We start from the raw sequence: 25,951 nt of genomic DNA, 5'->3' as shown, positions 1-25,951 counted from the left end.
ACCGGCGAGTCGAAAAATCGGTTCTCTGTTTCCGTTCGATTCTCCCCCCGACTTCGGCGAAGCCGTAGGGTCGCGTTTCGTTCGAGAAGTTGCCGATTAATCGGCGTGTTGCGGTGCGCCGTGCCCGTTAGTCCGCGTTTCAGTTTCGGAGTCCGCGGGCGTAGCGAGCGGGTTCGGCGACCGAAGCGCCGCGATGAGACTCCACATGATCCCCGTGAGCAGGGAACCGGCGGCAGAGAGACTCATCCCGAGCGTGAGGAAGGCGGTTCCGTAGACGATGCCGATAACGGCCGATGGAAGGGAGGTCCCGAGCGGGACGTTCGCCATCGAGTCGCGGAGAGTCGGAACGAGAACGAGGAGGGAAAAGACGCTCCCGCAGAGAAATACGATGTCTTGCCACATTATCGCTCACCCTCCCCAGTTGTCGTTTCGTTACTCGTGTCAATCATCACTTCCCGGTAGTTGGTTGACGTTGATAAGGTTTACTCAATACCGAGTAAATATTTCGACAGAGACTAGCATGCCAATCTCTGGCTAGACATCTGTGGTGACTGCTCATTCGACAAAAAGTACCACACACGGGGCGTTTCCGTCACGAAACGGGTCGCCGTCGTTCGAATTCCGAACGCGCTCACCGCGAAACCGAAAGCATCCCTTTCACCGTCTCGGACTCCTTCGCCCGCTCGAACGCCTCGCCGACATCCGGCAGTTCCATTTCGAAATCCACGATACCCGCCACGTCGACCGCGCCGTCGGCCAGCAACTGGACGGCGGCGGGGTACGTGTTCCGGTAGCGAAACGACCCTCGGAGGTCGAGTTCGTTGTCGATGATTTCACTCGTGTCGAGCGGGATTTCCGCGTCCTGTGCGAGTCCGATGAGGACGACGGTCCCGCCCCGTCGAACCGCGTCGATAGTGGTTCGAATCGCGGGGTCCGCTCCGGACGCTTCGATGACCACATCGACGCCCTCGCCGTCTGTGAGGTCGGAGACCGATTCCCCGAGGTCGTCTTCCCGAACGTCGATGGTCGCGTCCGCGCCGCGCTCCTCGGCCAGCGCGAGTTTTTCGGGAACGACGTCGGAGACGAACACCTCCGCCGCTCCGGCGGCGTTCGCGGCTTCCATCGCCAGCAGACCGATGGGACCGCACCCCGTCACGAGGACGGAATCGCCGACGCCGACCTCGCCCCGTCGAGCGGCGTGGATGCCGACGCTCAAGGGTTCACAGAGCGCTCCTTCGCGGGTCGAGACGGAATCCGGTAGCCGATAGGTGAAGTCGGCGGGCCACGCGACGAACTCCGCGAACGCGCCGTCGTCCGGCGGCGTCGCCATGAACGTCACGTCGGGACAGAGGTTGTACTCGCCGCGCTTGCAGTGGTCACAGCGCCGACAGGGGACGCCCGGTTCGAGCGTCACGCGGTCGCCGAAGTCGAAATCGCCTTCGGCGTTTTCGCCGACCGAGACGACTTCGCCCGCGCTCTCGTGCCCGAGGACGAGCGGCGATTCGACCACGTAATCGCCGATGCGGCCGTGTTCGTAGTAGTGAACGTCGGACCCGCAGATGCCGACCTTGCCGATTTCGACGACCACCTCGTCCGGGTCGGGGGCTGGTTTGTCTCGCTCTTCGACGACGAAGGAACCGGGTTCTTCGAGGACTGCGACTCGCATACGCCACGTTCGTGCCGGGTGATGGTGAACGTTGGTGCCGATTTCGCTCGACAAGAATTATTACCTAGTAATATAACTCAGTAATTGATGTCGGAAACACAACTCCAACGCGCTCGTTCCGGCGAACTGACCGCGGCGATGAAACGGGTGGCGGAGCGGGAGAGCAGGGACCCAGAGACGGTTCGACGCGCGGTCGCCGAGGGACGGGCGGTCATCCCGAACAACCACGAACACGACGTGCTCGACCCGATGATAATCGGGCGAGAGTTCGCCACGAAGGTCAACGCGAACATCGGCAACAGCGAGACGACGAGCAACCCCGAGGAGGAACTTCGAAAGCTCCACGCGGCGGTTCACTACGGCGCGGACACCGTGATGGACTTGAGCACCGGTGCGAACCTCGATTCGATTCGTGAGACGAACGTTCAACACGCTCCGGTTCCGGTCGGAACCGTCCCGATTTACGAGGCGGTCACGCGCGTCGACGACGTTGCCGACCTCACGCCCGAGTTACTGCTCGACGTCATCGAGAAACAGGCCCGGCAGGGCGTCGATTACATGACCGTCCATGCGGGCGTGTTGCTGGAACACGTCCCGCTCACCAACGGTCGGAAGACCGGCATCGTCTCGCGCGGCGGGTCGATTCTCGCCAAGTGGATGGAGGAGAACGACGCCCAAAACCCGCTGTACACGCACTTCGAGCGAATTTGTGCGATTTTCGCCGAGTACGACGTGACGTTCAGCCTCGGCGACGGCCTTCGGCCCGGTTGCCTCGCCGACGCGTGCGACGACGCGCAGTTCGCCGAACTGGAGACGCTGGGCGAACTGACCCGAACGGCACGGGACCACGGCGTTCAGGTCATGGTTGAGGGACCGGGACACGTCCCGATGGACGACATCGAAATGAACGTCGAACGCCAGCAGGAGGTCTGCGACGGCGCTCCGTTCTACGTCCTCGGTCCGTTGGTGACCGACATCGCGCCCGGGTACGACCACATCACGAGCGCCATCGGTGCCACCGAGGCCGCTCGGGCCGGGGCGGCCATGCTGTGTTACGTGACGCCGAAAGAGCACCTCGGACTCCCCGAAGAGGAGGACGTTCGGGACGGCCTCGCGGCGTACCGAATCGCGGCCCACGCGGCCGACGTCGCAACCGGCCAACCGGGTGCCCGCGACTGGGACGACGCGCTCTCGGAGGCCCGCTACGAGTTCGACTGGTCACGACAGTTCGAACTCGCCCTCGACCCGGAACGGGCACGAGCGTACCACGACCAGTCCCTCCCCGGCGATAACTACAAGAAAGCGCGCTACTGCTCGATGTGCGGCGTGGAGTTCTGCTCGATGCGCATCGACCAGGACGCGCGGGCCGTCGACGGCGACATGGAATCGATAGACAGCGAAACGGACCTGACGGACTCGCCCGCGGCGGCGGCGAACCTGCCGCCGACGGGGACACACGACATGCGTTCGGTTCCGGACCTGCCGTCGTTCGCGGAGCACGCCAGCGAAGGCCACGGTGACGATTGAAACGAGGAGAAGCGAGAGTTATCGAGTCGGAAGCGTATCCCGACGCTCCACGTCCGACCCGCGGTGTTCCGGCGTTCCGACCGGGCTTACGGTCCGGAAGACGGTTTCGGGGTCGCGTGTCTTCCGCCAGTGCCACCGCGTCTTAGCGAGGAGCACGAGCTTTCGGACGGTCCCCAGCGACGGTTCCTTGGAGAGCACGTCGTACCTCTGCGCTCGAATCACGCGGTGGTACTCCGCGTACAGCACCGCCGCGAGCAAGACCGCGAACTGGCAGTCCTCGGGGAGGTACCGGATTCCGGCGACGCCCTCCCGGTACAGGGCTTCCGCGCGGCGAAGTTCGTCCTGCATGACCTCGGCGAACCCGACCGTGAACTCAAGGCGCTTTATCTGTTCGTCGGTCACGCCGTGCCGCGAGAGCGTCGTTCGAGGAAGGTAGATTCGATTCCGGTCTTCGATGTCCTCGCGCACGTCCCGGAGGAAGTTGGTGAGTTGGAACGCCTCGCCGAGCGACGTCGCGTGCGGTCGCGCTCGCTCGGCGTCGTCCGGGTTCATCACTGACGTCATCATTTGCCCGACGGCGGCGGCCGAACCGCGCATGTACGTCTCCAGTTCCTCGTAGGTTTCGTAGCGCGATTTGTCGATGTCCGTCGCCATCGCGTCGATGAAGACGACGACCTCCTCGTCCGCGATACCGCGTGATTCACAGAGGTCGTGGAACGCCTCCAAAATCGGGTCATCGGGTGGTTCTTTCCCGAGCGCCTGCTTTCGTAGCGACTCCAACCGTTCGGCTTGCTCCTCGGCCGGAACGTCGGCGGCGTCGTCCACCACCTCGTCGCAGATACGGAAGAACCCGTACAGCACGTACGTCGGGTGGCGCACTCGCTCGGGCAACAGCCGAGTGGCGAGATGGAACGTTTTCCCGGTCTGCTGCTGTATCGCCTTCCCCGCCTCTACGTGTGTGTCTTTCATTGGGTGTGCCCCGAGAATAGCAGTTGGTACGCTGTCATTCTGAAAAAAGACGGTGCCAAACCTGTTAGGTATGTTTTCCGTACCGACCGTCGATTCGATTACGCAGTCTATAATTAACAGCGTTCTGTTAATAATAAAATTGATAAAGGGGTAGTTGCTACGGGGCCATAGTAATGAACCGACGTACCTTTCTCGCGGCTAGTTCCGTGGCAGTCGCGGGATTGAGCGGGTGTCTCAATCGAGGCAGTGGCTCGGGGTCTTCGAGTTATCCCATGCCCGAGGACGGCAATGTCGATGGGTATCCGCCGGAGTTCGACGAGAAACCGAAGAAAAAGAGCTTCGACCCGTCCTCGTTCGACACGAAATCCGAGGGCGGCGAGGAGGTCCCTCTCGTCCCGACAGATATCGTCTACAACTGGTACAAGCGCGGGGAAGCGCGGTTCGCCGACGCTCGCGGCACGAAGCAGTACAAGACCTCGCACATCTACGGGGCCGTGTTGAGTCCCGCACCGGGCGTCCGTGGTGCCCCGGAGCGCGACCCCGTGCTGAACTGGCCGAAATCCGACCGCATCGTCTGTTACTGTGGCTGTCCGCACCACCTCTCTTCGATTCGTGCATCCGCACTCATGCAGAAGGGCTACGAGAACGTCTTCGTCATCGACGAGGGGTTCTGGGAGTGGCACGACAGGGACTACCCGATTCGCGGCTCCAACACGTCGTACAATCCGGTGGCGTACATCATCTCGGGCGTCACCGACGCCGCCTTCGCCGGAAAGACGGCGTGGGCGCGACAGCTCGAAACCGGACAGAACGAAGCGACGGACATCCTGACGGACGGGTCGTACACCCTCGAACTCAAGTTCGAGGACGTAACGGCGGACTCGATGGTCCACATCGAGACGCCGGAGTACACCGTGAAGGGAACCATCGGCGACCTCTCCTCGCGGGTCGTAAGCGGCGAATAGACCCCACCGACCGCCACCGGTCGCACCGACGTTTCTCAAGGCTTATATCCCTCGTAGCGAGTGACGACACTCAATGATTCGGTGCAGTCAAGACGAGTGCGGTTGGGTCGCCATCGCGCCGTCGGAGCGAGCCGCGTTGAAGCAGTACGAATCGCATCTCCTCGAAACGCACGTTGAAACGGTCGAAACGGAGATTCCCGACGGACACGTGCAGGTTCGAACCGACGACGGCGAGTGGGAGACGATGACGCGCGAGCAAGCGCGAGAATTCCACGACCGGTAGGCGAACGATTCCTCAGGCGGTCATCTCCCTGTCCATCGGGTCCTCCAACTCCCCGAGGACGGCTTCGAACGCGTCCGTCGCCGTCACCAACCCGATGACGTCCTGCCCGTCCAACACCAGTGCGAGTTCCTGGTTTTGCGCCTGAAACAGGTCGATGGCGTCCGCGACGCTCGTATCGCCCGCGACCGTCATCGGGTCGTGTGCGATGTCGGTCAGCGAGACCTCCCCCGAGGTGAGTTCGTCGTACCGTTCGATGACGGTCGGCGCGTAGACGATTCCCCGAAACTCGTCCAGCGACCCGTCGATGAGCGGAAAGCGGACGAGCGGGTTCTTCTCCATCCGTTCGACGTTCTCCTCGATGGGGTCGTCGGTCGAGAGGGCCACGATGTCCTCCCGCGGAATCACGATGTCACGAACCGGGACGCGCTCGATTTGAAGCGCGGCCAGAATCTCCTCTTCGCGTTCCTCCGGGAGACCCTCGACCGCGCTGAGAACGTCGCCCATCTCGCGGTGGAGGTCAGCGCGGCTGACGATTTTCCGCTCGTCGCCGTCCGATTCCTCGGCTTCCGTCCACGAGCGTTCGATTTCAACGCCGAACAGGGAGAGGAGGCTCTTGGCGGTCTTGTCAGCGAGGATGATGACCGGCGACATCAGTTTCGTCCACCAGTAGAGGATGCCCGACCCGTATCGGGCCGCGAACTTCGTTCGCTCGATGCCCAGGTACGTCGGCGCTTGCTCCCCGACGATGACGTGCAGGAGGTTGATGACGGCGAGTGCGAGAATCGCCGAGAGCGCTTCGGTGGAGCCGCCCCCGAGACCGACGGCTTCGATGACCGGATGGAACACCGCCACCACCGCTGGTTCGGCGACCACACCCAATCCGACGCTGGCGATGGTGATGCCGACTTGGCACCCGGAGAGATAGATTTCGAGGCGGTCGGTCATGTCCCACGCGCGCTGCAATCCCTTCGAATCCTCGAACTCAGACTCGTCGAACTGTCGCACCCGCGTCATGGCGAACTCGGTGACGACGAAGTAGGCGTTCATCAGCAGGAGGAATACGCCACCGAGGAGATGGAGTACGGTGAGCAAATCTACCATCGTCTCTCTCTGTCTCGGGGACGATGGTAACGTTGATGGCGAACTGACGAAAATTCCACTTGTTGTTGTAGATATATAATTCACAAAGCGACACGTCTCGGAGAACCCGTCCCATTCTCGTCCCCGCACGTACTGCCGTCGCCCGAACCGGATTTCGTCCGGCACAAACGCGCGATAGAGTGCCGTACGTGCTCTGATTGGACCGTTTCTTCGTTGTACCGGAAATGTGTTTGTGACTTTATGTCATACTAGAAACCGAAACCTCCATCTTTTTGGTGGGGCTGTCAGTAGTATTCTAACAACAGCTATGGCATTACAGCTACATAGCCGAGGAGGGCGTCCGTGACGCTTCTCGACCGGCTTTTCGAAAACGTAACCAAGCACAGTCGGGCCATCATCGCCGTGCTTCTCGTTGCGACGATTCTCGTCGGGGCGGGCGCGCCGATGATAGAGCAGTCCTCGTCGCTCGACCAGTTCCAGAGCGACAGTCCGGCCGCGAAGAAACTGAACTACATCAACTCGAACTTCACGACGGGGAACGAGAATACGACCACCGTACAGGTAATCCTCAAGGGCGATAACGTCCTGTCGAAGGAAGCGATGGTGAACTCGTTACAGTTCCAACAGCGCCTTCGGGACAATCAAACCATCAACGAGACGCTGGCGGAGGGAACCGCCTCCACCGGCGTCGCGAACGTCATCGCCATCTCCGCGATTCAACAGCAGAAGGTCGCGGAGCTCAAAGCGTCTGGTGCGAAACTCCAACAGCGCAGCCAGCAACTCAACCGGACGGCCGCCGGACTGAGCGACGCACTGAATCAGACGCGCGCGCTGCAGGGAAAATACGACCAGTTGAACGCGTCCCATCAGTCGGGCGATGTGGACAACGAATCGTATCGCCAGCAGTCGGCGAAAATCGAAGCTCAACTCTCACAGGTGCGGGCGACAGCCACCGCGAACCTCTCAGCCGAGCAGTCGGCGACGTTCAACAAGTCCGCACAGCAGGCGCGCGGCTTGCAGGCCAAACTCGACGGCTTGAACGCCTCCTACCGGTCGGGCGACATCAACGAATCGACCTACAAGCAGCAGGCAGGCGAAATCCAGTCGCAGTTCGGCAAGGTGTACAAACTCGGCACCCAAGGCGTGCTGGCGGACGAGTATGAGAAACTCGGCGAGCAGAGCGAGAAACTGCAGCAAAAGCGGAGCGCGCTCGAAAACGGCTCGATGCCGACGCTCGCCGAGCAACTCGACCAGTTGCAGTCGATGAACCAGTCGCAGATCGATTCGCTGACGAAGGCCGTGCTCTCCGACGACGGCGGCAGTTCGGGCGGCATGGCGAGCCAAGCGTTGGCGTTCATGCCGACGTCCTACGACACCGGGTCGACGGAGGCGAACGCGACGATGTTGGTCATCTTCCAGAAACAGGAGAGCCAGTCGTCGATGGAGGGACAGGCCTCCGACGTGCTCGTCTCCACCCAGCAGGGGATGAAGACCATCGCGGACGAGGAGTTCGACCACGAGGCGCTCGTCTTCGGGAGCGGCATCATCAGCGAGGAGATCAACCAGTCGATGGCAGATAGCCTCGCCATCGTCGGGCCGCTGGCGCTGTTGTTCGTCATCCTGACGCTCATCATCGCCTACCGTGACGTCCTCGACATCCTGCTCGGCATCCTCGGCATCGCCTTCGTCCTCGTCTGGACGTTCGGCTTCATGGGCTGGGCAGGCATCACGTTCAACCAGATGTTCATCGCGGTGCCCGTCCTCCTCATCGGACTGGCAATCGACTACGCGATTCACGTCTTCATGCGCCACCGCGAGGAGCGGGAGACGAACCCCGACGAGGACGTTCGCGGGTCGATGCGCGTCGCGCTCGTCAGCGTCGGCGCGGCCCTGACGTGGGTGACCGCGACGACGGTCATCGGCTTCCTCTCGAATCTGGTCAGCCCGCTGCCGCCGATTCAGGACTTCGGTATCGTGAGTTCGGTCGGTATCGTCGCGGCGCTGATTATCTTCGGCGGCTTGATTCCCGCCCTCAAACTGGAACTCGACGGGTTCCTCGAATCGCGCGGCTTCAACCGCAAAAAGCGCGCGTTCGGTACCGGCGGCGGCGCGCTCGGAAGCATCCTGACCGTGGGCGCGACCGCGGCGCGGAAAGCGCCGCTCGTGGTCATCGTCCTCACGCTGCTCGTCAGCGCGGCGGGCGGCTACGGGGCGACGAAAGTGGACACGAGTTTCTCGCAGGAGGACTTCCTCGCCAGTAGCCCGCCACACTGGACGAAACAGCTCCCGGAACCGTTCAAGCCCGGGAACTACTCCGCCAAGCAGAACCTGGACTTCGTGAACGACAACTTCGTCAGGGAGGATTCTCAGGCTCAACTACTCGTCGAGGGCGATATCACCCGTGATGACGCGCTCGAACAAGTCAAGCGGGCGGAGGAGCAGGCGGCGAAGAAGGACGTCACGCTCACCCTCTCGAACGGTGAGCCACAGGTTCAGAGCCCGCTGTCGGTGATGAAGCAAGTCGCCGCACAGAACGAGACGTTCAATCAGACGTTCACCGCGGCGGATACGGACGGTGACGGCGTGCCCGACGAGAACCTGGAGACGGTTTACGACGGGCTATTCGCCGCCGCGCCCGACGACGCCGCTGGCGTCATCTACCGCGAGGACGGCAACTACGAGGCGCTTCGCGTCACCATCTCGCTGAAGGGTGGCGCATCGAGTTCGGCGGTCACGACCCAGATGCGTGAGGTCGCCGACAACTTCGACGGCCTCACCGCAACCGCGACGGGCCAGTCCATCGTCTTCGAAATCGTGCAGGACGACCTGCTCAACACGGTCATCGAGAGCCTCATCATCACGATGGTCGCCGTGTTCGCGTTCCTGATGCTCATCTACCGCATCACGGAAGGTAGCGCGACCCTCGGAGCGGTCACCCTGCTCCCCGTCGTGTTCAGCGTCGCGTGGATTCTGGGGACGATGTACCTCCTCGGAATGCCGTTCAACGTCCTGACGGGCATGATTACGAGCCTCACCGTCGGGTTGGGTGTCGCCTACAGCATCCACCTCTCCGAACGCTACAACGTCGAACTCGAACGACAGGGCTCGGTGTGGGAGGCGATGCACGTCAGCCTCACCGGAACCGGCGGCGCGCTGTTGGGAAGCGCGGCGACGACCGTGGGTGGTTTCGGCGTGCTCGCCTTCGCCATCCTGCCCGCGCTCCAGCAGTTCGGCATCATCACGGGACTGACCATCATCTACGCGTTCATCGCCAGCGTGTTGGTTCTCCCGAGTCTGCTCGTCGTCTGGACGCGCTACTTCGGACCGGGCGCTCGCGGCAGCATCGACCTGAAGTCCGAAGGTGCTCCAACCCCGAGTGAGGACTGACATGGACGAAGTTGACGCCATCGACGCGCTGACCGACCTCGGCCTCTCGAACTACGAGGCCAAGGTGTTCGTCGCGCTACAGAAGCTGGGGACCGGGACCGCGCGGGACATCCACGGCGTCACCGACGTACCGCGGTCGCAGGTGTACGGCGCGGCCGAAGACCTCCAGGAGCGCGGCTTGGCGGAGGTAAAACAGTCCAAGCCGATTCAGTATCGACCGGTGAGTTTGGAGGCGGCGAAGTCGCTCCTCCGCGACCAGTTCGAGCGGACGCAAGAACGCGCGTTCGATTACCTCGAATCGGCGAAAAACGAGTTCGTCGATAGCGACGAGGAGCGCGAAGACGTGTGGTCGGTCGACGGCAAGGATGCCGTCAGCAGCCGAATCTGCCAGTTGGTGGCGGAAGCCGAATCGAGAACCGTCTTCGGCCTTCACGACGAATCGCTGGTCACGGAGAAACTCACGGAGATACTTCGGGAACGGGCGACTGCGGGCGTTGACGTTCTCGTCGTCTCGCAGGACCCGTCGCTGCGGGACCGATTCGATGGGCTACGGTTCGTCGTTCGTCACGACAAGCCGGAGGGGGCCCCTGCAGGGCGCATCCTCATCGTGGACGACGATACCGTGCTCATCAGCATCCTCGGCGAGCGCGAAAGCGCCATCTGGAGTTCCCAAACCGGTTTCGCGGAACTCCTCTGTCAGACGGTCAGTTCGCATATCGACGACATAATCGTCGAATAGCCCACTACGCATTTCTTTCAGCCGGTTCAATGTCGGGTATGAACCCGAGACGCCGACTTGCCAGAAACCTGCTCTCGGAAGTACGGGCGTACGGCTACACGCTTTCTATCTGGGGCGGCGGTGCGCTCCTTCTGACTCGCTTCGGCACGCCGACCGCATCGGAGGTGTTCGCCTACGTCGGCGGTGCCGTCGTGGCGTTCGCCTTCCTCGCTTTCCTCACGTTCGGCGAGTTCACGGTCGAACCCAACGTGACGACGGAGATACGAGCGACCTCGTTCTTCCACGTCGTCGCCACCGTCGGCAACCTCCTGGTCAGCTATCTTCTGACGTTCGTGCTTCACGGACTCGTCGCGTTTCTGGTCGTGGGGGTGCAGACCACGTTCACGTACAACGTCCTCCTGCTTCCCGAGGAGTACGTCGCTCACGTTATGAGTCGGTCTGTCCGATAGTTTAACTATCAAGACGCACAACAGCTACGCATGTCATGGTACGCCGTCGAGGCGCTGGACGACGCCATCGAGGGAACGCGGGAGTTCCTCTTCCCGTTCGACGCGGGAACGTGGCTTCGACTCGCCATCGTGGTGTTCTTCCTCGGAGGGGCCAGTTCGTCCTCCCCGTTTCAGGGGGGCATGCAGTTCTCCTCCGGGTCGAACGACCCGGTTCCGACGCCCCCGAGTCCGCCGGGCGGCGGTGACGTCTCGATACCCACCGACACGATTCTGCTAGTGGTCGCGGCGGTCATCATCGTCGCCGTCCTTCTGGGGCTGTTGTTCACCCTCATCGGGTCGATGATGGAGTTCGCATTCGTGGAGTCGCTTCGCTCACGGGAGGTTCACGTTCGGCGATACATGAGTCGATACTTCGGACAGGGGCTTCGCCTGTTCGTGTTTCGACTCGTCCTCTTTCTCGTCGTCGTGCTGCCCATCGGCGTCCTCATCCTCGTCACCGTCCCGGTGTTTTCGGCTGGTTCGCCGTCCATCGCGGCCGGGACGGTGCTGGTGTTCATCCCCGTGTTCATACTGCTCGCCCTGTTCGTCGCGCTCGTGGACGGGCTGACGACGAACTTCGTCGTTCCCGTGATGATACTTCAGGAGCGAGGCGTGATAGCGGGTTGGCAGGCCTTCTGGCCGACGCTTCGCCGCGAGTGGAAACAGTACGGGGTCTACCTCGTGCTCAAGTTCTTCCTCGCCATCGCGGTAGGCTTCCTCGTCTCCATCGCGGGCGGTATCATCGCGGTATTCCTGTTGATTCCGTTCGCCATCTTCGCTGTCCTGTTGGTAGTCGCGTTCGGCGGATTCGCCGCCATCAGTGCGACGCTCTCGAATCCGGTGGCGCTGGTCCTGTTCGGCGCGCTCGTTCTCGGATACGTCGCCTGCCTTCTCTTCGCGCTCGCGCTGGTTCGCGTGCCGATTCAGACGTATCTCGGCTACTTTTCGCTACTCGTGCTGGGCGATACGAACAGTGAGTTCGACCTCATCCCGGAGCTTCGGGAGGAAATCCGCTGACGTCTCAGAGTTTCGAGTCGAGCTGACGGCCAACGGCGTCGTCACCGACCGGTCCACAGTCACGCGCGAGGTGAACGAGCGGCGCGTTTTCCATCCGTAGCCACGCGCCTTCGCGGTCGCTGGTGACGGTGACGGACCGCTGTGTTTGCGGGAGTCCGTTGGCGCGAACGCCGTCGGTCCGCTCGCGGACGCCGACCATCTGGAGGTGTTCGGTCGAGAGTTCTGTGACGACGAAGCGGTACGTCGGCAGGTCCGGGTCGTGGTCGCGGAGGGCGTTTCGATACTCGCGTGCGAGGTCCGCGGCACGTGCGGCGTCGTCGTGAGTTTCGAAGCGCGTGCCGGTAATCGGGGTCGGACACTCGCCGGTTTCGGCGGCGGCGACGGAGAACGGACCGGATTCGACGGATAGCTCCTCGATTTCGCGTCGGGTTCGCCGGAGGATGTCGTCCATATTTAGGCTAACCTAATTTAGGTTTAGGACAGCCTAAAAGCGTTGCGACTCAGACCGTGAGGTCGGCGAGGAGGTGTTCGGCGAGTCGTTTGTCGAGCGGGTCGTTCGCGTTCCCGCACTGGGGCGACTGTACGCAGGACGGGCACCCCGACTCGCAGTCGCACGCGCGAAGCATTTCGCGCGTGTTCGTCATGAGCGATTCGACGGTTTCGTACCCTTCTCGGGTGAGTCCGACGCCACCGGGGTAGCCGTCGTAGATGAAAATCGTGCTCGTGCCGGTGTGCGGGTGAAGCGGCGTGGAGAGGCCGCCGATGTCCCCGCGGTCACAGAGGAGTTCGAGCGGAAAGAGCGAAATCATCCCGTGCTCGGCGGCGTGAATCGCGCCGTTGAAGTCGCCGTCCATCGCCCGCAGTTCACGCTCCAGGTCGTCGGGGATCGTGAAGTAGAGCGCCTTGGTTCGGAGCGTGAGTTCCGGCAGGGAGAGCGACTCGCGTCCCAGCGTCTCGCCGCGCTTTGCATCCCGGCGCTCGAACCCGGTGATTCGCTTTCGCATCGTCACGTCGGCGAACCGGACGGTGCAGTCCTCGCGGGTCGGGAGCGACTTTTCCGCCAAATCCTCCTCGACGGTTATCTCCTTGTCCGTCAGCGTCTTCGTGTGGTAGTCCGCCCACGTCGGCGAGAGTTCGGCGACGTCCCGCGACAGGTCGAGGTCGACCACCTCGTAGGACTGGCCCTGCTGGTGGTATATCGCGCCGGGGTGGGCGTCGTTGAGCGCGTCGCTGAACGGGAGGGAGGCGATGACGTCACCCCGCGAACGGTCGAGCAGGTCGATTTCGCGGTCGTCGATGGTTCGGAGACTCATCTCGTGCTGGGGGCTTCCGTCGCCGCCGTACACCCAGCGGACCCCGCCGCTCGTTTGCCGCCGTTCGAGTTCGCCGCGCGCTTCGAGGTCGGCGACGAGTTCAGGAAAGTCCGTGCCGAAATAGGTCTCGTCCTCCGGCGAGAGCCACGTCTCGCGGGCCGCGGAGGCGACGTGGGAGGGGAGCAGTTCCGCGTTTTCGGGGTTGACGACCGCCCGCTCGGGGTCGCCGGAGAAGAACTCGTCCGGGTTCGCCATCAGGTACTGGTCCAGTTGGTCCTCGCCCGCGACGAGCGCGACGAGGCTGGGGTCGGTCCCCCGCCCCGCCCGTCCGGCCTGCTGGAACGTCGCCATGCGCGTGCCGGGATACCCGTCGAGCAGCACCGCGTCCAGTCCCCCGATATCGACGCCGAGTTCCAGCGCGTTCGTGCTCCATGCACCCCGGACTGTCCCGGAATGGAGGCCGTCCTCAAGTTCCCGACGGCGGTCGTTCCGCAGGGCCGCCTGATACGCCGCGATGTCGTTGGCGAGGTCGCCGTCCCCTCGCCGTCGGAGTTCGTCGGCGCTCTCCATCGCGTACCGTTCCGCGGCCTGTCGAGCGCGGGTGAAGACCAACGTCTGGCAGTCCCGTCCCACGAGGTCGGCGAAGATGCGCTTCGTCTCGCCGTGGTTCGATTTCCGCCGCTTCGTGCCGCCGTACCGGTCGTCCTCGTACTCCGGCGGGTTCCAGAGGAGCCAGTGCGTCGGTCCGGTCCGACTCGTGTTCTCGTCCACGAGGTCGAACGAGGGTTCGGGCTGGCCGGTCACGGCGCTCGCGTGTTCGACCGGATTACCGATGGTCGCGGAACAGCAGACGAACTGCGGGTCGGCGTCGAACCGCTCACAGACGCGGGCGAGTCGGCGGAGGACGAGCGCGACGTGACTGCCGAAGACCCCGCGATACTCGTGAACTTCGTCGATGACGACCGTCTCCAACCCCTTGAAAAACCAGTCCCACAGGCGATGCGCGTACGGAAGCAGGGCGTAGTGGAGCATGTCGGGCGTCGTGAGCACGACGGTCGGCATTCGGTCGCGTACGGCCCGCTTTTCGTTCTTGTCGAGTCGGCCGGTGTACTGGGCTACCGAGACGCGACTCCCGAAGCCCAAGTCGCGGGCGAGTTCGGACAGCGTTTCCTCTTGGTCGTTGATGAGAGCGTTCTGCGGCGCGATGTAGAGGGTTCGACCGCCGTGATCCATCGCCCGCTCGAACGCCGGAATCGTGTAGGCGAGGCTCTTGCCGCTCGCGGTTTGCGTGGCGATGACGGCGTTTTTCCCGTCGCGGACCGACTCCACCGCCTCGGCTTGGTGGCGGTAGAGTCGGTCGATGCCGCGCTTTTCGAGGGCCGACTCCAACCGCGATTCGAGCGGGAGGTCCCGAAACTCGCCGTCGTTCCCCGAAACGGTTTCGTGGCGAGCGATTTGCCCCTCGTAGTAGGGTCGCCCGCGAAGCCAGTCGATGGTGTCCTGCACTGCGAGGGGGTTGGCAGTGGACGCTCTAACCGGTTTCGTCCATCGCGCATGTCACGACGGGACCCGACCGAGCTTTGGCGGGCCGAACCACGGAACGCTACTCTTCGTCCGAGCTCAACAGCGACGGAATCGGGTCCACGACGTCCTCCCCGTACGACCACGAGATGATTCCGTAGTCCCCGAGACGTGGCAGGTGCTCCTGTTCGAGTCGAACGCGCACTCGCTCCTGCTCGGACGGCGTTACGTTCGACACGGGCGTGTCGTTACACCGACTCGCTACGTCCGCCGCCACCCGCGAAATCGGTGTCGGGGTTTCCTGTTCGCTGAGATAGAGGACGAGGTATCTCCGTTGTTCGTCTTTGAGCAGTTCGAAAACCCAGTCCTCCGTGGAAGTGAGCGACTCGGCACCGACCGCCTCCAAGAAGCGTAGTAACTCCATGAGTCTCCCCTCCTCACGGTCCGATGTATCGCCCATACCAGTTCTACTACAGTAATACGCATGAATCACCCGATGGTGGAACTATCCTCCGGCAGTTGCTCGTTCTTCATCGGGTTCGCAATAGATGTCAGTTGGGTTGTTTCTATGGTTCGATATACGGTCGTATGGAGGATACCCGTACGGAATCCGGTTTCTCGTCGAGTTGGATTTCGATACCGTTAGTTGATATAACGCAAAACCAGCACAAGCGCTTTTAGCCGTTCAGCTACTACCGATACCAGATTATGGGTTCGATGGAGGATGATGCTGCCCTGCCGTTCATGTGCGGCGTCGAGGAACCGGCGAGGCTGCAGTACGATTGGGGGAGCAGGGTGCCGCTGGGAACGTATATCGTCCAGCAGATGGCGGACCGTGCTCGGGTTAGTGCGACCGACGTCCCAGAATCGCTGTACGGACGTATCGACCCGGACGCGCTGGAGGACTTGTTTCGACCCCTCGTCGACGGAACGCCGCGCGCGAACGGCGAAGTGACGTTCACGTTCGCGGGTCACTACGTCACGGTCAGCAGCGACGGAACGATAGAAATCGAGTCGGAACTCGGGCGATTGAAACGGTCCGGGGGGAACGTACTGCTCACGGGCGACGTTCCGGCCGACGTTTTCGACGAGTTGAGCGCGCAGTTCTTGGGCGAGCCGGAGTACGGCAGAACGCATCTGTTCGCGCTCTACGGACGAGATACGGACACGGCCCGGGGGCGTCTCGAACGCGCGACCGCCGACACCGACCACGCTCACATCCTCACCTACGAAGCGGCGGTACGTTCCGCGACGGAAGTACGACCGCAGAACCGACAGAACAGACCGTCCGTGACGCCGGTCGTCGGGTCGCTCGACGAGTTCGAAACCGCGATTGTGGACGACATCTTCGAACTCCAATATCGGCAAAAAGGGTTCGAACCGGGTCAGCTTCGATTCTGTTTCGATTCATTACAGTTCCTCTCGGAGGAGAAGTCGGCGTCCTCGGTGGAGGAGTTCGTGCGAGACGTTACGAAGACCGTCGAAGACGTGTCCGGCTTGGGTCAGTATCTCTTCCCGGGCGCATACGACTCCGCACCCGTTCGAGCCGTCGAACCGCTGTTCGACGGAACAATCGAACTGAAGGTCGGTGCGCGAGGTCCGATGCAACGGTGGCATCTACACGACACGGACTATACGACCACGTGGTTCCCCCTCTAACGGTTCCCGCCCGTCGGTCCCTGTCAGAATATGAGATGTCTGCGAAGTACCGCATAGCGAGCCAACCTACAGAACAGTAATGAAGCCGATATTTCGCCGAAGTTCGGACTTCCCGGGAGTAACCGTCGTCGACCCGATTCATCGGAGACAGTTCCCCATTCGAACGTCAGCCACCGTCGCCCCGCGACCGACGGATACCGACCAATTTCACTTCCCGGTGGACAGTGCGGTCGAAGTCACGACGGACAGCCTCATGCTGCCGTACGTCGTCATCACGCACGTCCGTAGTATCGACGGGGCCTTCCTGCGGGAAGCCGAGGATTTTTCGTACGAACAGTTTCCCGACGGGGAGTACCTCGTCGAACTGAACGCACCCATCCGAATTTACCTGCGCGTCTCCGGCGAGATGACCCTCGCGTCGTCGGCGGAGCACATGGCGTTCGACTTCGGCACGGAGACGCGGGTTCGAATCGGCGCGCGGTCCTATCACGAACAGCCCGAAGCGACGGTGACGACGACGACGGACCCACGGGACGTGATGACCGCTGTTTCGACGTTCGGGTCGGCGTTGAAGACGCTGAGCTGCGAGCGGTCGCTCCCGTCGCTCAGGGGCCATCCCCCTCGAATCGAACTCGGGGACGAACTGCACGTCCCTGACGAACTCTCGCCGCCGGAGACGGGGGTCCGAATCGAGCTTCCTCCCGAACTACCGATGATATATTCGGCGAGCACCCTCGCGTATTATCTCGGTGCGACCGTGGTTCCGGGCGACGAACCGAGGCTCGTGACGGACCGCGGCTTCGTTCACCCCCTCGACCACCACGAACGGGGATACGAGGGAGAAATCGAACGGGTTCTCGCGCAGTCGCTGTTTTTCGACTGTGTGACGCGGACCGAGGGATTGTATCGGATACCGCTTCACGAGCGACGCGTGATAGAACCGCTTCTCGACCTCTCGTTCGACGAGTTGTACGAACTGGACCTCGCCGAGCAACTCGAAACGTATCTCGATATTCCGTTCGACGTCGTTCGGGAGCACGTCCCGACGTGGTTGTTGTCGACGACGGTTACGGACGATATCGCCAACGTCCGGTCGATTCCGTATCTGGTGAACAACCTTTCGTTCATCTCGTCGCCGAGAGAGGACGAGCGCCACGAACCGGCACCGGAGATTCCCGACCCGATCGACAGTTTTCTGCGCGGCGGAGGATCACGACGGGAGGACCGTCCCGCCGACCCCGGCCGGTACGTCGCGCCGACCTCGACGAATTCGTTGGAACGCGCGTGGCTCGGCGAGGGGATGCCCATCGGCGCGAACAAGCTGATAGAACGCGCGTTCGAGAACAGATTGGAGCGCTCGTCCTCGACCGACGGTATCGACATCACGGTGGTGTGTAACGAACCGGAGATGAGCGCGGAGTACGACGCGGGGGACGCACTCTACGGGAAACGGGACGAACTTGCGTTCGACATCGACGTTCATCGGAACCTCTCGGTGGACGAACTGGCGTCGGTACTCGCCACCCCAACCGACTTCCTCCACTACATCGGTCACGTAGAGGACGGCCATTTCATTTGTCGGGACGGAAAACTCGACGTCGGATCGGTCGACGGCGTTGCGGTCGATACCTTCTTGTTGAACGGGTGTCGGTCGTACGAACAGGGGCTCGAACTCATCGATTCCGGGAGTATCGGCGGCGTCGTCACCTACAGCGAAATCACGAACAAGAGCGCGATAGCGGTCGGTCGAACCATCGCACGACTCCTGAACCGGGGCTTCTCTCTTCGGTCCGCGCTCACCATCGTTCGGGACCAGCGGATGGTCGGTAATCAGTACATCGTCGTCGGTGACGGGAGCATCGAAATCGCCCAGAGCGAAAGCGGGACACCGTTCGTCTGCCATCTGGACGCGGACGGAAACGACGGGCGCTACGAACTGCGGATACTGACGTATCCGACGGTCGAGTCTGGGATGGGTGCCCTCTTCACTCCGTTCATCAACGACATCGACACCTACTTTTTGAGCGGCGGGGAGGTGAGCACGTTCTCGGTGGACAAGGAGACGCTGGTTCAGTTTCTCCGCCTCGAACAGATACCGGTGATCGTCGATGGCGACATCACGTGGTCGACCGAATTAAATCTGGGACTGCTATAATAACGGTGATTATCGAATCGTTCCGCCCGCCGCCGCCGCCACGCTACCGGTCTGCGTGAGCAGCAGGCAGATGGCGAACAGCACGCCGATCATTCGTGGGTTCTCCTCGAGGTACGTCGTTAACGTGTCATTACTTTCGGACATCGCATCAGTCCGGAGGAACCGCCCGACGATAGCTTTTTCTAAATGATAATTATAGGAAATAAATTGGAATTTCCCGCATCACCCCAAGAGAAAGCAGACGGTATGGGGGCGTTGCTCCCGGAAGTGGGGGGTTATTCACGTCGGCCAGTCGCCCACCGGGAAGTGTATGGTTCAATGCGAACTTCCCTCTTGAGTAATTACCGATTACGGGTAAATTCGTCGCCGTCCGTAATCGTGGTGGAGACCGCTCAACGCGTACATTTCTCCGTTCCACCTCCCACTACCGGTCGGTAACGTTCCGAGGTGGGAAACTCCGCCGAAACGAATAATATGCAAATTGTTTTTGCTTACTTGAAAATTTTGGCCAGTATTCAGAAGAAAATCTTAAGGAAATTGGAATCCTGTGCTATGAGGAGGTCAGAAACTATGTCAGACGACAAGAAACACGGTTCCGGAAGCGTATCGCCGGGCGACACGAGCGACCGAGTCGGTATGCAGGTCATTCGGGAGCGGGGTGGGGACCCGGAAGAAATTCGTGAGACGCTCATCGACGCTATCGGGGCTGAGTTCTCCACGTACTACTACTACACCAATCTCCGCACCCACCTCGCGGGTCACGAGGACTACAAGGAAATAACCGAGGACGCGCGTCTCGAAGACCGCGCTCACTTCGAACTCGTGATGCCGCGGGTGTACGAACTCGGCGGCCACATCCCCGTGAACATCGGCGACTTCATGGACCGCGCGAGCTGTCCGCACGCCGAACTGCCGGACGACCCGACGGCCGAGAACATCCTCGAAGTCCTTCTCGAAGCCGAACGGTGTGCGATTCGAACGTGGTCCGAAGTCTGTGACATGACCCAAGGTTGTGACCCGCGGACGTACGACATGGCCAGCCGAATTCTACAGGAAGAAATCGACCACGAGGCGTGGTTCATCGAACTGCTCTCGATGGAACGCGACGACGAAGTTAACCCGGCCGGTCACTTCGTCCGGGACCAACCCGGCGACGCGCCGTACTCCAAGAACCACAGTTTCAACGAGTCGGCGTAGGGAACCACGAAGGCCGACACCCACATTTTTCTTCGATCGTAAGTACTCCCGTGAGCTCCTACACCGTCGAAATCGAGGTCCCCGAGGAGTGCGACGTGGAGCAGGCGGGCGAAACGGTGGAAATAGACGTGCCCGAGGACGAATACCTCCTCGCCGCCGCGCGGGAGAGCGGCGTGTGGCTCCCCGCCGACTGTCAACAGGGTTGGTGTACGACCTGTGCCGCCGAACTGCTCTCCGGCGACGTGGACCAGTCGGACGCCCGGCGCTACTACGAGGAGGACCGTGAGGAAGACATGATTCTGCCGTGCACCGCGAAACCGCGTTCGGACCTCGCGTTCGAAGCCTGCCAGTACGAGGAGATGCTCGACGTTCGGGCCGAACACGACCAACCGCCCGGACGTTCGAAGCGGTGAGGGACGAACGCGCTCGCGGCTCTCCTCGTTCGCTCGGCTTTCCTTCGATTCCGTCTTTCCCGGTGCGAGAACGCTTTTCCGCGAAAATCACGTACGCCGAATCGCATGACCGACTATCACGCTGTGCTCGTCTTCGACGGCGACTGTCCGTTCTGCTCGGCCGCCGCGTCCGCGCTCCGACGGGTTCGCGGCGTGGGCGCGGTTCCGTGGGACGACGACGCCGCCCAGTCGTTCCTCGAAGCTCAGTTCGACGAGACGCCGTTCGCGTTGGTGCTCGCGGAACGCGAGGAGGAACGGGTGTACGTGGGGCGGGACGCGGCCCGCGAACTCTGTGAGCGGGCGGGCGTGCCGACGCTGGTCGGCGATATCGTCGGCGACAACTACGAGTCCATCGCGGACGCCATCCGAACGGTTTCCGGGGTGGACGACGACCCCGACCCTTACCACGGGGTCTATCCGATGGCCGAAGACGCCCGCGACCGGTTCGACTCGCTCGCGGCGGACGCGAGGTCGATGCCACACGCGATACGAACCGACTGATTCCTTCGACGACGCGCTTTGCACCCTTCCCGAACGTTAAGACCCTCGTACTCGTAGCCCCCGCCATGTTCCCGCATATCGACTATCTCGAGTGGATTACCGGTCGTCCCGAGGCCGCGACCCACGACCTCGGGTCGAGCGACCTTCGGCGGGCGGTCCCGGAACCGGACGGCATCGTCCCGCCCGAACTCGAAGCCCTCCCGTCTCCGCCGGACGACCTCGACCTCGAAACCATCATTGCCGACGCCTACGACGTGGGGACGGAGAACGTCCTCGTCACGGCCGGGGCGACCCACGCCAACTTCGTCGCCATGGCGGCGGCAATCGACGACGCGAACGCGGACGAGGAGACAGACGAGGCGGACGACGAGCATCGGGACCCCCGAGTGATGGTGGAAAAACCGGGCTACGAACCGCTGGTGGCGACGCCCGACGGCCTCGGTGCCACGGTGGACCGGTTCCGACGGCCGGAAGAGGACGGATACGAACTCGACCCCGGACGAATCGAAGCGGCGATGGACGAGGAGACGTGCTGTGTCGTCGTCACGAACCGCCACAACCCGAGCGGACGCGGGGCGAGTCGGGAGACGCTCGCCGAGGCGAGCCGCATTACCGCCGACAACGACGCGACCCTCCTCGTCGACGAGGTGTACGCACCCTTCTGTGCGAACGGCGAGGCCAGCGTGTTCGGCGGCCCGACCGCCGCCGACCTCCCGAACACGGTCGTCACGAACTCGATGACCAAGTTCCTCGGGTTCGGGCCGGTTCGAGTCGGGTGGCTCGTCGCCGACGCCGAGTTCGTCTCGCGTGCGCGGTCGGTCATGTTCCACGTTCCGGCGATTTCGGCACCCGGGATGGCCCTCACCCGCCGTGCGCTGTACGCCGAGTCCGACCTCGCGGACGGTTCGCGCGAGCGAATCGAGGCCAACCGGGAACTCCTCGCGTCGTTCGTCGCCGAGCGCGACGACCTCTCCGGGGACGTTCCATCGGGCTGTACCTACGGTTTCTTCGCCCACGAGTCGGCCGACGGCGACGAGGTTTCGGCGGCCGCGTGGGAGGAGGACATCCTCGTCGTTCCGGGCCGCTTTTTCGACGATAGCGACCGTTTCCGCTTGAGTCTCGGCCTCGATACGGCGACGGTGAAGGAGGGATTGGACGCGTTCGAAGATGTCCTCGATACGGTATCTGCCAAGAGTTAAGGCCCGCGCATACCATCCACGTTCATATGGACGGAACCCCAGAGGAAATCACCACGCTCGTCGGCCGCGAGGTGTACTCCAACAACGGCGTCTTCGTTGGAGAGGTCGACGACGTTCGACTCGACCTGAACGAAATCGCCGTGACCGGCCTCGCGCTCGGCGGCATCAACGACGAACTATTCGGCAAGCGGATTCAGGGCGGACGCGGCGTCATCATCCCGTATCGGTGGGTACGCGCGGTCGGCGACGTCATCCTCGTCAACGACGTCGTGGAACGACTGAAGCAATCCGAAGACGGCGAAGAAGAAGCGGTCGTCTAATTTCCGTTCGTTTCTCCATCCACGCCCATCGCGTCGAACAGTTTCTTTTTGACGGCTTCCTCGGTGAGCGAGAGGAGCGTATCGCGGTTGTCCTCGTTCGTCTCGATGCCGGTGAAGATGCCGAGCGGAATCTCCGCGCTGGCCTGCGTGGAGTGACCGGCGGCTTCGCCGATGTTGTCGAAGGCGTCCTGCAGGACGTTGCCGATGTTCATCCGAATGTCCTTCGACCGCGCGGCGAGGTAGATGGTGTCGTCGGCGATACCGAAGACGGCGGACGTCGTGATGCCTTCGAGGTTGAGGAGGTGCTGTGCGGCCTGCGTCAGCGCGTCGCGGTCGCGGATGAAGCCCGCGTTGCTGACGAGATGACTGCCCTGTACTTCGCGGTTCGTGATGGCCTCCGCGAGTACGTCGAGCGTCTCGGGCGACATCGACGGCGACTCTACCTGTTCGAGCGTGTCGTGGTTGGCGAAGGGATACAGGTAGGCCGCCGCGGTGAGGTCGGCGGGCGTGGTGTCGCGCTTGAAGTCGAGCGTTTCCGCCCGGATGCCGTACAGGAGCGCCGTGGCGACTTCCTCGCTCAGGTTGATGTCGAACTCCTGCACGTACTTCGTCATGATGGTCGAGGTGGAACTGACGTTCGGGCGAACGTCGGAGAACTCCGCCTCGTACTCCGAATCGGGTTCGTAGTGGTCGATGAGGATATCGACCGGGTGGTCGAGTTCGGGTTGCGTCGCCCGCATGTGGTCCACGAGGGCGAACGTGTCGTAGCTCTCGACGTCAACCTCGTCCCGTTGAAGGAGTTCGATACCGAGTAGGTTGACGAACGCGCGGTTCTCCTGATGCCCGATTTCGCCGTGATAGAGGATGTCCGCCTCGACGCCGAGGCTTTCGGCGATGGTCTGGAGCGCGGCGGCGCTGGCGATGGAGTCGGGGTCCGGGTTGTCGTGCGTGAGCACCGCGAGTTTTTTCGACGTGTCCTCGATGACGCCGGACAGCTGTCGCGCCTTGTACTCCAACTCGCCCGCTTCGAGCGACCGAAGCGCGGAGTTGGCGATGACCGACGAGGGGTTGATAACCACGTCGGCACCCATCTCGGTGAGTTCGTCGGCCGACACCGGGTCGCTCGCTCGGACGACGGTAAACCGCTCGCCGCCACGTGCCTGCAGGTTCGAGACGGCTTCCTTGTTCGCGGCGACGTCCGAGGAGAGAATGAGCACGACGTCGCGGTCGCCGACCTCTTCGGCGACCGATTCCTCGCGGATGTCTCCCCCCTGTGCGTTCAAATCCTGGTCACGGAGCGCCTCAACGCGGTCGGTGTCCCTGTCGACGATGAGAACCTCCTTCCCCTGTGCAACGAGTTCCTCGGCGACGGCGTAGCCGACGCTCCCACAACCGAGAATGGCGTACGTAGACATCGAGGAGATAGTTATCCCGGCGCTCATTACTATTGGGCCGTAGCCCCGGCCGGTACTTAATCCTCCCGGAGCGCCGCTGAAACCAGCCCGATGCACTGTTTTAATCACTCGGTGGGAGAATCGTATTCACCATCGAAACTTTCAAAAGTAACGTCACTAAACCTCTTTGGTACTAATGGGCACGCTCGAAATGGACACGGACCACACTCCTTCGCCGTCCGATTCGGCCACGGACGAAATCGCCGTGAGTGTGGAACATCTGACAAAGGAGTATTCGACGCGGGATGGAGACGCCATCACCGCCGTCGATGACGTCTCGTTCGACATCGAGTCCGGCACCATCGTGGGACTTCTCGGACCGAACGGGGCGGGGAAGACGACGACCATCAAGTCCACGCTCGGACTGCTGATTCCGACGGACGGGTCGGTTCACATCAACGGCGTCGACGTTCACGACGATTACCGAGGCGCGTACGAGAACGTCAGCGCGGTCCTCGAAGGCAATCGAAACGCGTACTGGCGGTTGACGGTGCGGGAAAACCTCGACTACTTCGCCAGTTTGCAGGGTATCCACCCGAAGACGGTTCGAGACCAACACGACGAGTTGTTGGAGCAGTTGCGGCTCACCGACAAGGCGAACGAGGTCGTCAAGGACCTCTCGCGGGGGATGAAACAGAAGGTTTCGCTCGCCATCTCCTTGGCGCGCGATACGCCGGTCGTCTTCATGGACGAACCGACGCTCGGACTCGACGTGGAGGCGGCCCGCGACCTCCAACGCGACTTGCGGACGCTCGTCGACGAACACGACCGAACCATCGTCGTCAGCAGTCACAACATGGACGTCGTACAGAGCTTGTGCGACCGCGTTATCATCATGAACGAGGGGTCAATCGTCGTCGATCGTCCCGTGGACGCGCTCTCGGACCTGTTCGATACGCGGACCTATCGGGTCGTGCTCGAAGGTCGTCTGCCGGATTCCCACCGGGAAACCGTCGAGGGGACCTACGAAACCAGCCGGTGGAAGACGTCCGACAACCGCACCGAGTTCACCGTCGCCGTCGAAACGCCACGACGACTGTACGACGTCGTGGATATCCTCCGCGACGGCGGCGTCGCCATCGAATCCGTCTCGTCGAACGAATCCGACCTCGAAGAGGTGTTCCTCACGATAACCGGGGATGACGGAGAGAACATGCTGGAGGGAAGCGGATGAGCAACTACGTCCTCTTTCGCGGCAACTTCATCAAGTCGTACATCCTGCTCAAACGCTACATCGTCAACACGGTCGCACAAATCGGCACCATCTACATCCTCTTCTTGCTCATCTTCTTCGGCGGGCAGGCGGTCGCCGGTCGGTCCCTGAACGACTCGCTCGGCGGCATCATCGTCGGCTTTTTCCTGTTCACCATGACGCAGATAGCGTTCTCCAGTCTGGCACAGACGATGACGCAGGAAGCGCAGTGGGGGACGCTCGAACAGCTGTACATGACGCCGTTCGGCATCGGGCGCGTCATCACGATTCAGACCGTGGTCAACCTGCTGTGGAGTTTCGTGTGGGGTAGTCTCATCCTCGTGTTGATGTTGGTGACGACGGGCGAGACGCTCATCATCGACTTCGTGACCGTCGTCCCGCTGGGGATTCTGACCATCGCGTCGGCCATCGGACTCGGGTTCGCGTTAGGCGGCCTCGCGTTGCTCTACAAACGAATCAGCGCGGCCTTCCAGTTGATGCAGTTCGTCTTCATCGGCCTGCTCTCGGCACCCGTGACGGACGTGCCGCTGGCGAAGTTCCTCCCCCTCTCGCTCGGGAGCTATCTGCTCCGCCAGTCGATGCAGAACGGAACGTCCCTCTGGAACATCGACCCGACCGACCTCGGTATTCTGGTCGGCGTCGCCGTGGTGTACACCGTCGTCGGTTACGTGGCGTTCACCCTCTGTCAGCGCCGCGCGCGGAAACTCGGCGTTCTCGGTGATTACTGACCCCATCGGGTCACTCGCGGTCGTTCGTTTCTCGGCCAAACCCGAAGACCGCAGTCCGAAAGGAAACGTATTTACGTCCCACCCGACTTTTTCCGAA

At 62.2% G+C, this 25,951-nt stretch carries 25 protein-coding genes; 16 read left to right on the top strand and 9 right to left on the bottom strand.

Annotation, left to right across the window (positions count from 1 at the left end; genetic code table 11):
* Positions 1-96: 96 nt before the first annotated feature.
* Positions 97-402: a hypothetical protein gene (locus B208_RS0102410; protein ID WP_007979066.1), complete on the bottom strand. Its 306-nt coding sequence runs from the start codon at positions 400-402 to the stop codon at positions 97-99.
* A gap of 229 nt (positions 403-631) precedes the next feature.
* Positions 632-1,666: an NAD(P)-dependent alcohol dehydrogenase gene (locus tag B208_RS0102405; protein WP_007979067.1), complete on the bottom strand. Its 1,035-nt coding sequence runs from the start codon at positions 1,664-1,666 to the stop codon at positions 632-634.
* 87 nt (positions 1,667-1,753) lie between these two features.
* Here B208_RS0102405 and thiC point away from each other — a divergent pair, with 87 nt between their 5' ends.
* Positions 1,754-3,193, top strand: coding sequence for a phosphomethylpyrimidine synthase ThiC (gene thiC, locus B208_RS0102400; protein ID WP_007979068.1), 1,440 nt, complete (start codon positions 1,754-1,756; stop codon positions 3,191-3,193).
* A gap of 18 nt (positions 3,194-3,211) precedes the next feature.
* On the opposite strand, the gene B208_RS0102395 is transcribed toward thiC, so the two are convergent.
* Positions 3,212-4,162 (bottom strand): phytoene/squalene synthase family protein, encoded by a 951-nt coding sequence (locus B208_RS0102395; protein ID WP_007979069.1) that lies wholly within the window; start codon positions 4,160-4,162, stop codon positions 3,212-3,214.
* A 272-nt stretch (positions 4,163-4,434) separates the two neighbouring features.
* Here B208_RS0102395 and B208_RS0102390 point away from each other — a divergent pair, with 272 nt between their 5' ends.
* A complete protein-coding gene (locus B208_RS0102390; RefSeq protein WP_007979070.1) occupies positions 4,435-5,127 on the top strand; it encodes a rhodanese-like domain-containing protein in 693 nt (230 codons plus the stop codon).
* Positions 5,128-5,200: 73 nt separating this feature from the next.
* Positions 5,201-5,410: a hypothetical protein gene (locus B208_RS0102385; protein WP_007979071.1), complete on the top strand. Its 210-nt coding sequence runs from the start codon at positions 5,201-5,203 to the stop codon at positions 5,408-5,410.
* A gap of 12 nt (positions 5,411-5,422) precedes the next feature.
* Here B208_RS0102385 and B208_RS0102380 read toward each other — a convergent pair whose 3' ends face one another.
* Positions 5,423-6,511: a CNNM domain-containing protein gene (locus tag B208_RS0102380; RefSeq protein ID WP_007979072.1), complete on the bottom strand. Its 1,089-nt coding sequence runs from the start codon at positions 6,509-6,511 to the stop codon at positions 5,423-5,425.
* Between the two features lie 342 nt (positions 6,512-6,853).
* On the opposite strand from B208_RS0102380, the gene B208_RS0102375 reads away from it, so the two are divergent.
* Genes B208_RS0102375 through B208_RS0102360 form a run of 4 tightly spaced genes read left to right on the top strand, consistent with a single transcriptional unit; the run spans position 6,854 to position 12,142 of the window.
* A complete protein-coding gene (locus B208_RS0102375; RefSeq protein WP_007979073.1) occupies positions 6,854-9,898 on the top strand; it encodes an MMPL family transporter in 3,045 nt (1,014 codons plus the stop codon).
* A gap of 1 nt (position 9,899) precedes the next feature.
* On the top strand, positions 9,900-10,637 hold the full coding sequence (locus B208_RS0102370) for a TrmB family transcriptional regulator (RefSeq protein ID WP_007979074.1): 738 nt from the start codon (positions 9,900-9,902) through the stop codon (positions 10,635-10,637).
* A 38-nt stretch (positions 10,638-10,675) separates the two neighbouring features.
* Positions 10,676-11,086, top strand: a complete 411-nt coding sequence (locus B208_RS0102365) for a hypothetical protein (RefSeq protein ID WP_007979075.1) — start codon at positions 10,676-10,678, stop codon at positions 11,084-11,086.
* Positions 11,087-11,116: 30 nt separating this feature from the next.
* Positions 11,117-12,142 carry a DUF7544 domain-containing protein gene (locus tag B208_RS0102360; RefSeq protein ID WP_007979076.1) on the top strand — a complete coding sequence of 342 codons (1,026 nt, stop codon included), beginning with the start codon at positions 11,117-11,119 and terminating at the stop codon, positions 12,140-12,142.
* A gap of 4 nt (positions 12,143-12,146) precedes the next feature.
* Here the strand turns inward: B208_RS0102360 and B208_RS0102355 are convergent, their stop codons facing one another.
* The 3 genes from B208_RS0102355 to B208_RS0102345 all read right to left on the bottom strand — a co-directional run bounded on the left by B208_RS0102355 (position 12,147) and on the right by B208_RS0102345 (position 15,436).
* Entirely contained in the window at positions 12,147-12,593 is a 447-nt protein-coding gene (locus B208_RS0102355; protein WP_007979077.1) for a DUF7552 domain-containing protein, read from the bottom strand.
* A gap of 49 nt (positions 12,594-12,642) precedes the next feature.
* Positions 12,643-14,961 carry a DEAD/DEAH box helicase gene (locus tag B208_RS0102350; protein ID WP_007979078.1) on the bottom strand — a complete coding sequence of 773 codons (2,319 nt, stop codon included), beginning with the start codon at positions 14,959-14,961 and terminating at the stop codon, positions 12,643-12,645.
* Positions 14,962-15,058: 97 nt separating this feature from the next.
* Positions 15,059-15,436: a DUF7344 domain-containing protein gene (locus B208_RS0102345; protein WP_232423705.1), complete on the bottom strand. Its 378-nt coding sequence runs from the start codon at positions 15,434-15,436 to the stop codon at positions 15,059-15,061.
* A gap of 248 nt (positions 15,437-15,684) precedes the next feature.
* Here B208_RS0102345 and B208_RS0102340 point away from each other — a divergent pair, with 248 nt between their 5' ends.
* Positions 15,685-16,635, top strand: a complete 951-nt coding sequence (locus tag B208_RS0102340) for a DUF7504 family protein (RefSeq protein WP_007979081.1) — start codon at positions 15,685-15,687, stop codon at positions 16,633-16,635.
* 217 nt (positions 16,636-16,852) lie between these two features.
* Positions 16,853-18,790, top strand: coding sequence for a hypothetical protein (locus B208_RS0102335; protein WP_232423704.1), 1,938 nt, complete (start codon positions 16,853-16,855; stop codon positions 18,788-18,790).
* A gap of 9 nt (positions 18,791-18,799) precedes the next feature.
* On the opposite strand, the gene B208_RS24875 is transcribed toward B208_RS0102335, so the two are convergent.
* Positions 18,800-18,934: a DUF7503 family protein gene (locus tag B208_RS24875; protein WP_007979083.1), complete on the bottom strand. Its 135-nt coding sequence runs from the start codon at positions 18,932-18,934 to the stop codon at positions 18,800-18,802.
* A 426-nt stretch (positions 18,935-19,360) separates the two neighbouring features.
* Here B208_RS24875 and dps point away from each other — a divergent pair, with 426 nt between their 5' ends.
* From dps to B208_RS0102305, 5 genes are all read left to right on the top strand, one after another.
* Entirely contained in the window at positions 19,361-19,987 is a 627-nt protein-coding gene (dps, locus tag B208_RS0102325) for a DNA protection during starvation protein (protein WP_007979084.1), read from the top strand.
* A 50-nt stretch (positions 19,988-20,037) separates the two neighbouring features.
* Positions 20,038-20,400 (top strand): 2Fe-2S iron-sulfur cluster-binding protein, encoded by a 363-nt coding sequence (locus tag B208_RS0102320; RefSeq protein WP_007979085.1) that lies wholly within the window; start codon positions 20,038-20,040, stop codon positions 20,398-20,400.
* Positions 20,401-20,505: 105 nt separating this feature from the next.
* A complete protein-coding gene (locus tag B208_RS0102315; protein ID WP_007979086.1) occupies positions 20,506-20,940 on the top strand; it encodes a DCC1-like thiol-disulfide oxidoreductase family protein in 435 nt (144 codons plus the stop codon).
* Between the two features lie 65 nt (positions 20,941-21,005).
* A complete protein-coding gene (locus B208_RS0102310) occupies positions 21,006-22,139 on the top strand; it encodes a pyridoxal phosphate-dependent aminotransferase (RefSeq protein WP_007979087.1) in 1,134 nt (377 codons plus the stop codon).
* Between the two features lie 26 nt (positions 22,140-22,165).
* Entirely contained in the window at positions 22,166-22,459 is a 294-nt protein-coding gene (locus B208_RS0102305; protein ID WP_007979088.1) for a PRC-barrel domain-containing protein, read from the top strand.
* Here the strand turns inward: B208_RS0102305 and B208_RS0102300 are convergent.
* Entirely contained in the window at positions 22,456-23,901 is a 1,446-nt protein-coding gene (locus B208_RS0102300) for a DHH family phosphoesterase (protein ID WP_007979089.1), read from the bottom strand. The genes B208_RS0102305 and B208_RS0102300 overlap by 4 nt on opposite strands.
* 148 nt (positions 23,902-24,049) lie before the next feature.
* Between B208_RS0102300 and B208_RS0102295 the strand changes: the two genes are divergently transcribed.
* Together B208_RS0102295 and B208_RS0102290 are read left to right on the top strand one after the other, a co-directional pair.
* Positions 24,050-25,087, top strand: a complete 1,038-nt coding sequence (locus B208_RS0102295; protein ID WP_007979090.1) for an ABC transporter ATP-binding protein — start codon at positions 24,050-24,052, stop codon at positions 25,085-25,087.
* On the top strand, positions 25,084-25,854 hold the full coding sequence (locus B208_RS0102290) for a hypothetical protein (RefSeq protein ID WP_007979091.1): 771 nt from the start codon (positions 25,084-25,086) through the stop codon (positions 25,852-25,854). Before B208_RS0102295 ends, B208_RS0102290 begins: the two co-directional genes overlap by 4 nt.
* Positions 25,855-25,951 lie beyond the last annotated feature (97 nt).

This window comes from Haladaptatus paucihalophilus DX253, assembly GCF_000376445.1.
Classification (GTDB): Archaea; Halobacteriota; Halobacteria; order Halobacteriales; family Haladaptataceae; genus Haladaptatus; species Haladaptatus paucihalophilus.
Note: the sequence above shows the minus strand (reverse complement) of the source record. Positions and strands in the feature narration are given on the sequence as shown.

Bases quoted from the DNA above. Each gene is read 5' to 3' on its own strand.
- B208_RS0102410 (WP_007979066.1), bottom strand. From the start codon at position 402: ATGTGGCAAGACATCGTATTTCTCTGCGGGAGCGTCTTTTCCCTCCTC.
- B208_RS0102405 (WP_007979067.1), bottom strand. From the start codon at position 1,666: ATGCGAGTCGCAGTCCTCGAAGAACCCGGTTCCTTCGTCGTCGAAGAG.
- thiC (WP_007979068.1), top strand. From the start codon at position 1,754: ATGTCGGAAACACAACTCCAACGCGCTCGTTCCGGCGAACTGACCGCG.
- B208_RS0102395 (WP_007979069.1), bottom strand. From the start codon at position 4,162: ATGAAAGACACACACGTAGAGGCGGGGAAGGCGATACAGCAGCAGACC.
- B208_RS0102390 (WP_007979070.1), top strand. From the start codon at position 4,435: ATGCCCGAGGACGGCAATGTCGATGGGTATCCGCCGGAGTTCGACGAG.
- B208_RS0102385 (WP_007979071.1), top strand. From the start codon at position 5,201: ATGATTCGGTGCAGTCAAGACGAGTGCGGTTGGGTCGCCATCGCGCCG.
- B208_RS0102380 (WP_007979072.1), bottom strand. From the start codon at position 6,511: ATGGTAGATTTGCTCACCGTACTCCATCTCCTCGGTGGCGTATTCCTC.
- B208_RS0102370 (WP_007979074.1), top strand. From the start codon at position 9,900: ATGGACGAAGTTGACGCCATCGACGCGCTGACCGACCTCGGCCTCTCG.
- B208_RS0102365 (WP_007979075.1), top strand. From the start codon at position 10,676: ATGAACCCGAGACGCCGACTTGCCAGAAACCTGCTCTCGGAAGTACGG.
- B208_RS0102360 (WP_007979076.1), top strand. From the start codon at position 11,117: ATGTCATGGTACGCCGTCGAGGCGCTGGACGACGCCATCGAGGGAACG.
- B208_RS0102355 (WP_007979077.1), bottom strand. From the start codon at position 12,593: ATGGACGACATCCTCCGGCGAACCCGACGCGAAATCGAGGAGCTATCC.
- B208_RS0102345 (WP_232423705.1), bottom strand. From the start codon at position 15,436: ATGGGCGATACATCGGACCGTGAGGAGGGGAGACTCATGGAGTTACTA.
- B208_RS0102340 (WP_007979081.1), top strand. From the start codon at position 15,685: ATGGGTTCGATGGAGGATGATGCTGCCCTGCCGTTCATGTGCGGCGTC.
- B208_RS24875 (WP_007979083.1), bottom strand. From the start codon at position 18,934: ATGTCCGAAAGTAATGACACGTTAACGACGTACCTCGAGGAGAACCCA.
- dps (WP_007979084.1), top strand. From the start codon at position 19,361: ATGTCAGACGACAAGAAACACGGTTCCGGAAGCGTATCGCCGGGCGAC.
- B208_RS0102315 (WP_007979086.1), top strand. From the start codon at position 20,506: ATGACCGACTATCACGCTGTGCTCGTCTTCGACGGCGACTGTCCGTTC.
- B208_RS0102310 (WP_007979087.1), top strand. From the start codon at position 21,006: ATGTTCCCGCATATCGACTATCTCGAGTGGATTACCGGTCGTCCCGAG.
- B208_RS0102305 (WP_007979088.1), top strand. From the start codon at position 22,166: ATGGACGGAACCCCAGAGGAAATCACCACGCTCGTCGGCCGCGAGGTG.
- B208_RS0102300 (WP_007979089.1), bottom strand. From the start codon at position 23,901: ATGAGCGCCGGGATAACTATCTCCTCGATGTCTACGTACGCCATTCTC.
- B208_RS0102295 (WP_007979090.1), top strand. From the start codon at position 24,050: ATGGGCACGCTCGAAATGGACACGGACCACACTCCTTCGCCGTCCGAT.
- B208_RS0102290 (WP_007979091.1), top strand. From the start codon at position 25,084: ATGAGCAACTACGTCCTCTTTCGCGGCAACTTCATCAAGTCGTACATC.